Source organism: Thiorhodococcus minor, from assembly GCF_010820565.1.
In the GTDB taxonomy this organism is placed as follows: domain Bacteria; phylum Pseudomonadota; class Gammaproteobacteria; order Chromatiales; family Chromatiaceae; genus Thiorhodococcus; species Thiorhodococcus minor.
Genome location: NZ_JAAIJQ010000146.1, coordinates 1 through 6,909, shown reverse-complemented (window position 1 = coordinate 6,909; position 6,909 = coordinate 1). Strand labels below are relative to the sequence as shown.

7 protein-coding genes and 1 pseudogene are annotated in these 6,909 nt (G+C 60.0%); 6 read left to right on the top strand and 2 right to left on the bottom strand.

Annotated elements, in window-relative coordinates:
• Positions 1 to 172: 172 nt before the first annotated feature.
• The 3 genes from nusG to G3446_RS25085 all read left to right on the top strand — a co-directional run bounded on the left by nusG (position 173) and on the right by G3446_RS25085 (position 2,056).
• Complete coding sequence (gene nusG / locus G3446_RS25095) at positions 173 to 454, top strand: transcription termination/antitermination protein NusG (protein WP_164456416.1); 282 nt, start codon at positions 173 to 175, stop codon at positions 452 to 454.
• Between the two features lie 286 nt (positions 455 to 740).
• Entirely contained in the window at positions 741 to 1,214 is a 474-nt protein-coding gene (locus G3446_RS25090) for a Uma2 family endonuclease (RefSeq protein ID WP_164456415.1), read from the top strand.
• 347 nt (positions 1,215 to 1,561) lie between these two features.
• A complete protein-coding gene (locus G3446_RS25085; RefSeq protein WP_245232755.1) occupies positions 1,562 to 2,056 on the top strand; it encodes an IS66 family transposase in 495 nt (164 codons plus the stop codon).
• Positions 2,057 to 2,150: 94 nt separating this feature from the next.
• Here the strand turns inward: G3446_RS25085 and G3446_RS25080 are convergent, their stop codons facing one another.
• Both G3446_RS25080 and G3446_RS25075 read right to left on the bottom strand, forming a co-directional pair.
• Complete coding sequence (locus G3446_RS25080; RefSeq protein WP_164456414.1) at positions 2,151 to 2,465, bottom strand: HigA family addiction module antitoxin; 315 nt, start codon at positions 2,463 to 2,465, stop codon at positions 2,151 to 2,153.
• A 12-nt stretch (positions 2,466 to 2,477) separates the two neighbouring features.
• Positions 2,478 to 2,756, bottom strand: coding sequence for a type II toxin-antitoxin system RelE/ParE family toxin (locus tag G3446_RS25075; RefSeq protein ID WP_164456413.1), 279 nt, complete (start codon positions 2,754 to 2,756; stop codon positions 2,478 to 2,480).
• Positions 2,757 to 3,492: 736 nt separating this feature from the next.
• Here G3446_RS25075 and G3446_RS25070 point away from each other — a divergent pair.
• The 3 genes and pseudogenes from G3446_RS25070 to G3446_RS25060 form a co-directional block, all read left to right on the top strand.
• Positions 3,493 to 4,767: pseudogene (locus G3446_RS25070) on the top strand (nucleotide sugar dehydrogenase).
• A 367-nt stretch (positions 4,768 to 5,134) separates the two neighbouring features.
• Positions 5,135 to 6,304 carry a lipopolysaccharide biosynthesis protein gene (locus G3446_RS25065; RefSeq protein WP_164456412.1) on the top strand — a complete coding sequence of 390 codons (1,170 nt, stop codon included), beginning with the start codon at positions 5,135 to 5,137 and terminating at the stop codon, positions 6,302 to 6,304.
• A 211-nt stretch (positions 6,305 to 6,515) separates the two neighbouring features.
• Positions 6,516 to 6,909: hypothetical protein (locus G3446_RS25060; protein WP_209262630.1), on the top strand; the 394-nt coding region annotated here is incomplete at its 3' end.

Genomic DNA, 6,909 nt, shown 5'->3' with positions numbered 1-6,909 from the left:
CGACCAACACGCCGCTCAGCGCTGACTTCCATCAGCTAGCCCGATCGTGTAACCATCAAATTCGCTGACCGCACTCAGAGAGAGACCCTCGAGCCACTGTTCCCGCGCTACCTCTTTACTGCGCCTCGATCCCAATCATCAATCGGTCGCGCCCATCCGCTCGACCCTCGGCGTGACCACCCTGGTCACCTTCGGGCATCGCCTGACATCGGTCCCAGATCCAATCATCGAGACACTGCGCCGCAACGAAGATGCGCACCGGCGGGGGCCGCAATCACCGCCACGCCACGACTTTCACGCAGGCGACAGCCTGGCCGTTACAGCTGGCCCATTCGCCGGGCTTCAAGGGATCTTCCAGTCGTCCTGCGGAGACGCGCGCGTCGCCATCCTGCTCGACGTGATCGGACGAGCGACGCGCGTCGTGCTGCCAGGCTCAAGTGTCGCGCTGGCGTGACCATAGGCATAGAGCTCCGCCGCCGCGTAGGGGCTGCGCGGATAGAAAGGCGGTCTGAGCTGAGCCACGCAAACAGAGCCCCGGCCTTGATCGTCAGTTGGACCGGTAGGGTGGACGAGCCCGAGCGAAGTCCACCGAATCCCGCGCCGTTGGTGGAGTGTGCTGCAGGTGTCCACCGTGCAGCGGGAGGCTGGACCGAACGATGATCAGCGTCAGAGCCCCATGCTATGCTGATAACACAAGTAAAGGCCCCACTGCCTAGTCCTCGGTTCGGAGCCCCAACCAAATGCATTGGTCTGACGTCATCACCGATCCTAGCCTCCGCAATTTGCCCTACAAGATCGAGTTGGACGCGCAGGGAAGAATCATCATGAGTCCCGCTTCGAACCGGCACGCGATTCAGCAAGCGCGCCTCGTGCGTCTTCTGGCCCAACGACTCAGCGATGGCGAGATAGCGACCGAATGCTCGATTGGAACACACCAGGGTGTGAAGGTCGCCGATGTCGTCTGGATGTCTCCAGCGTTCGTCAAGCAGCATGGCGATACCACGCCCTATCCGCAAGCGCCCGAGCTGTGTGTCGAGATCCTCTCGCCATCGAATTCCGCCGCCGAGATCGAAGGCAAGATCAGGCTGTATCTTGGATATGGCGCTCGCGAAGTCTGGACGGTCGGCGACGACGGTCAGATCGATGTGTTTGGCGCCGAAGGTCCCCGCGAGACATCGGTACTGGTCGAGACTCAAGCGCCGCTCAAGATCTAGCGAGCCTTCGACTCCGACCAATGTGTCGTGGGGCGGACTGCCTGATGACGCAGCTCCAGCGGCGTCATCCGCGAAAGGAAGCTCCGCTTCTCGAAACCAGCGTGCCTTTGTCGGCGAGTCGGCCTCAAGCAGCAATCAAGCCGCGCGCTTGCCGCGTGACCTCGAGATCGACGCTGACGAGGTGCTGATTCGTCGCGAGGGTGACAGCATCATCCTCACCCCCAAGCCACGCGGCTGGGATGACTACTTTGCGCGCCTGAGCCCGCGTCTCCCTGATCAGCTCTGCAACAGACGATTCCAGTGCCCCTCATGCACAAGATCGTCAGCGACGGTCGGTCAGGTCATTCATGCCTGAGGAGGTGCATCGAATCGCGTTAGCGTGGCTCGAAAAGGCACATCATGATTTGGAAACCGCGCGACGCGTGGTCGAAGGAGCAGAACCGATCACCGATCCCGCCGCCGTGGCGGGTCTGCGCACGCGTTTCGAGGCCATCTTCAGCCAGAAGACCTCCTTCGCGATCCTCAGGCAAACCCTCAAGCGCCTGAAGACCCCTCAGCGCGAACTCCTGCTGGTGCTCCTGTGCCCGGACATCCCCCTGCATACCAACGGCAGTGAGAACGACATCCGCAGTTACGTCAAATGGCGCAAGATCAGCGGTGGGACGCGCAGCGATCTGGGGCGCCGCTGCCGCGACACCTTTGCTAGTCTGAAAAAGACCTGCCGCAAGCTCGGGATCTCGTTCTGGGATTATCTCAACGACCGCATCGGACAGGTCGGAGACATCCCGCCTTTGCCGGAGATCGTGCGCGAACGGTTCTTGGCCGCTCAGGCTGTGCCGTGAGTAACGAGGAGTTACACGTGATCGGTTGCAGAAACGTCCAATAATCTAAAAGAGTTCTTATATTCAAGTGCTTGCGGATTTTTTTGGACAGTGTTTACGGGAGGTCTGAATTCTGGTCTGTCCCGGTTATTCGATTCAGCCGCTCGATATGTGGCCGTTGCCGGTTATACTCGGCTTGCCACAGATCATAAGCCGCCTGCATACGCAGCCACATCTCGGCATTGATGCCCAGCCAATCCTGCAAGCGTAAGGCCATGTCGGCACTGATGCCCGCATGGCCATTCAGGATGCGCGATAGCGCCGCCCGCGTCACACCCAACTGCTTTGCTCCCGCCGTGATCGTCACCGCCTCTGGCCAGCCGTCCTTGAGAACCTCACCGGGATGCAGCGGATTGTGCATACGACTCATGGCTCTCTACTCCTAGTGATAATCCAGATAATCGACCAACTCCGCGTCTTCGCCGTCAAATCGAAACATCACGCGCCAGTTGGCATTGACGGTCACGGCCCAGAACCCTGACAACTCCCCGGTCAAAGGGTGCAATCGCCAAGCCGGGAGACCCATTTCCTCCGGGCACGCCGCGACATCCAAGGCGGACAACTGCGCACGCAGCCGACTGGCGTGATGAGGCTGAATGCCTGCCTTGCTCCCTGTGCGGTAAAAGGCTTCGAGTCCTTTGTGGCGAAAACTACGAATCATGCCGCTATAGTATAGCGCCGCTATACGATCCGCAACCTGTACTGACATAGGTGGCCAACAGCGGCAACTCAACTGTTACAGCTGGTCAATTCGCCGGGCTTCAAGGGATCTTCCAGGCGTCCTGCGGAGACGCACGCGTCGCCATCCTGATCGACGTGATCGGACAAGCCACGCGCGCATTGCTGCCTGGCTCGTGCGTCGCACTGGCTTGACCAAGGGCGCCACTCCTGAGCAGCCTGCTCGGCCCCGAGCGCTAAGCGCCCCAAGCTCATCAATACCAAAGGCTACGCTCAAAGACGCCCAATCCGGCCCGACCTTGGTCAGCCGCCCATCGCCAGCCCAAGCCGTGCGGCCCAGGCCATAGAGACGGCTCCAATGCGTCGCACCGCCGAGGTGGAAGCGCCGCCCCGGCGCGACCGACGACCGATCGATCCCTGATCAGGTTCCCGCCAGACCTGCCAAGTCCCAAAGCCCCAATTCTGTGACAGGCGTACCCTTATCAAGTAACGGCGATAGCCTACCATTCGATCAGAACTGCTCGAGCAGTCGCGCCAAGTGCACAGCAAGCCCAGCACGCCTCCGCCGCCAGCTGAGATGGCTCAAGCCGCCATACACATGCCGCCGGTCGGGGCACAAGCGGGTCGAACCATCAGCGGCTTGAGCGCCGAGCCGCCCGAATGAGAATCGTCGCCACCGCGATCGAGCAAGGAGAACTGACGTGTCGACCACGTTTGCGTTGGACCTAGAGCACCTGAAGATCGGTATCTTTGGCCTCGGCTATGTCGGTCTCCCGCTTGCGGTCGAGTTTGGCAAGCGCTTCCTGACACTCGGCTACGACCTCAACCAGACGCGTGTTGCGCAGCTTCGCCAAGGCTATGACTCATCGCTGGAGGTCGAGCCCGAAGACCTGCGTCAGGCCAGCCAGCTCAGCTACGCCGATGCGCCGGAGGAGCTGACCGGATGCGACGTCTATGTCGTCACCGTGCCGCCCCCCATCAATGCCCACCGTCAGCCCGACCTGCGCCCGCTCCAATCCGCAAACCTCCTGCTCGGCAAGGTCATCAAGCCCGGCTGCGTCGTAATCTTCGAGTCCACCGTCTACCCGGGTGCGACCGAGGAGGTCTGCATCCCCATCATCGAAGAGCACTCGGGCCTGAAGTACAACCAGGACTTCTACGCCGGCTACAGCCCCGAGCGCATCGATCCGGGCGACAAAGAGCACCGGCTCACGAACATCAAGAAGGTCACCTCCGGCTCCACCCCGGAGGTCGCCCGCTTCGTCGACGCCCTCTATGGCTCGGTCATCACGGCGGGGACGCATCTGGCGAGCAGCATCCGCGTCGCCGAGGCCGCCAAGGTCATCGAGAACACCCAGCGCGACCTCAACAATCGCCCTCATCAACGAGCTGGCCCTGATCTTCAACCGGCTCGGGATCGACACCCAGGAAATGGTCGAGGCGGCCGGCACCAAGTGGAACTTCCTGCCCTTCCGACCCGGCCTGGTGGGCGGACACTGCATCGGCGTCGACCCCTATTATCTGCCCCACAAGGCGCAGGAGATCGGCTATCACCCCGAGTTCATCCAGGCTGGCCGACGGCTCAACGACAGCATGGGCGCCTATGTCGCCGGTCAGGTCATCAAGCTGATGAGCCGGCGCCACATGCTCAATGCGACCACCCGCGTGCTGGTGCTCGGCCTGACATTCCAAGAGAACTGCCCGGACCTACGCAATACGCGCGTCGTGGACATCGTCGCCGAGCTGCAGGACTATGGGATCCAGTGCGACGTCCACGACCCTTGGCCGAGCGCCGCGGAGGCCGCGCACGAATACGGCATCCGGCTCGTCGAGCAGCCCGCGGCCGCGCACTACGACGCCGTCATCCTTGCCGTCGCCATCGGCAGTTTGTCGAGATGGGTCCAGAGCAGGGCCGCGGCTTCGGCAAGCCGGACGCCGTGCTCTACGAGGTCAAGGCGATGCGCCCGCGCCAGAGCATTGGTGCGCGTTTCTGACCGCCACCCAATATCAGCCAGTAGAGTCATCCATGAAGGTCTTGGTCCCGTGCAGCGCCGGTTTCATTGCCTCTGCCCTGGCGCTGCACCCCCCTTGAGCGCGGCGATAAGGTGATCGGCGTCGACGACTTACGGAACTGGCACGCTACAGTGATATTTGAAGACATGGACTTTATAGTGGACCTATGAATAGAGAAGAGCGGCGTGTTTATCACGAGCAGCTCAATGGTGATCCTGCAGAGTTAGAGCTTTGAGTGTCTCCAATCTGTCGAGGCGCCTCTTCGGTGGGCCAGCTGCTGCCGTCTTTCGCGGAATGGGCACACTGGCGCTCGGGGCAGGGGCAGCGCGCATCATCGGACTTGCGTCGATGCCTATTCTGACACGCATCTACAGCCCCGTGGACTACGGTGTACTGTCGATCTTCACGGCGCTGGTCACGATGCTTGTACCGATAGTGACAATGCGCTATGGGGTGGCTGTCCCATTACCCCGTCGCGATGGAACAGCGATGAATATCATGGCCTTAGCGGCTGCCTTGATGCTCGCAATGACTCTAATCGTCGGAGCGGTCCTGTGGGCTTTTGGTAGCGTCTTGTTGGCCGCGCTTTCAATGGAGGCGCTAATACCCTACTGGTGGCTCATCCTCCTAGGCGTCGTTGGCGCAGCGAGTTATGAGCTCCTTAGCTTTTGGGCCACCCGCCGCAAGGCGTACCCCACGATAGCACGGACTCAGGTAGCCCAAGCGGCAACCGGAGCGTTGGTCAAGATCGGATTAGGCATGGTGGCGCTGAAGCCCTTGGGACTTCTTCTTGGCCAGATTATGGGGCACAGCGGTGGGATTGGATCTTTCCTGATTCGCTTCAAGATGGATTTCTGCCAAACGGTGACAATGATCAGCCTGCGGCGCATGGCCACCGTTGGACGATACTACAGCGGTTTTCCAGTCTACCGACTGCCGTCCCAAGTTCTGCTGGTGTTTTCGGCGCAAGCGCCAGTCTTATTGACTGCGGCGCTTTATGATGCGGGAACGGTGGGGCAATTGGGCGTTGCACTGGCCGCTGTCGCAGTGCCGCTCAACCTTTTTACAACCACAATCGGGCGCGCCTACTACGCGGAAGTCGCAAATATAGGGCGGAATAACTTAGAGTTGATAAGAAAAATAACCTTTGCAATCTTGGGTCGTCTTTCGCTTGTGGCAATAGTTCCAGCCGCCATGCTGATGATCTATGGCAAAGATATCCTAATGTTTGTCCTTGGGGACGACTGGGCCCTGGCTGGTCAATTCGCTAGTTCGCTTGCAATATCCTTATTTCCCCAATTCCTAACCTCTCCAGTTATGCAGGTGCTAAGTGTAATTGGAGAGGAGCGGAGATTCCTTCTATTCAATCTGCAAAGGACCGTTATAACGATCGCTCCCTTCCTGTTAGCGGATTTGTTTGCTTGGTCATCCACCACGACAATCCTCGCTTACAGTTTTTTTATCGCCGCGCACCGCTTTTCTAATCTAGTTTTCCTTATTCGTATATTAAATAGATAGCTCGCTCTATTCTTTGCCTTTACAAGCCGTTACATTGGGTTAAAGTGCCGTCCGGTAACTGGGTGCAACCTGCCGAGCGCGCCCGATCTGCGTACACGAAGTTGTGATCTTTGACCTGGGTGAGTTGGCAGGAGAGCGCAGCAGAGCGAACGTGACAGACCCCGCGGATCGATGGCGATCGCTGCGGTTGTGCTGCCTTGAGGAGTCTGTGATGTCGTTTCTGCTGCCTGGTTTCCCTGATGATGTCTTTGCCCCGGCGCGAAGCGAACTGGAATCCATGATCGCCTCGGTCTGTGAGGCAGTGGATGCAGGAACGGCGGCACATACGCTGGAGGCGGGGCTATTTCGGCAGTTGCTGCAGCTCGGGCATCGGCTGTTTGAGAGCTTCTTGGCCCTGAGTGGTCCGGGCGATGCGGGCGCGCGTTTGGCACTGGACGATGGCCGCATCGTCAAGCGGTTGGCGGCGCGGGCACGCCCGTATCGCAATCTCTTCGGCGCGTACCAAATCGCGCGGTTCGTTTATGGTCCGCGCGAGGGACAAAAACTGGAGGCGATCCCCTTGGATGCACAGCTGCAGTTGCCTGAGGCGTGCACGTCCTATCTGC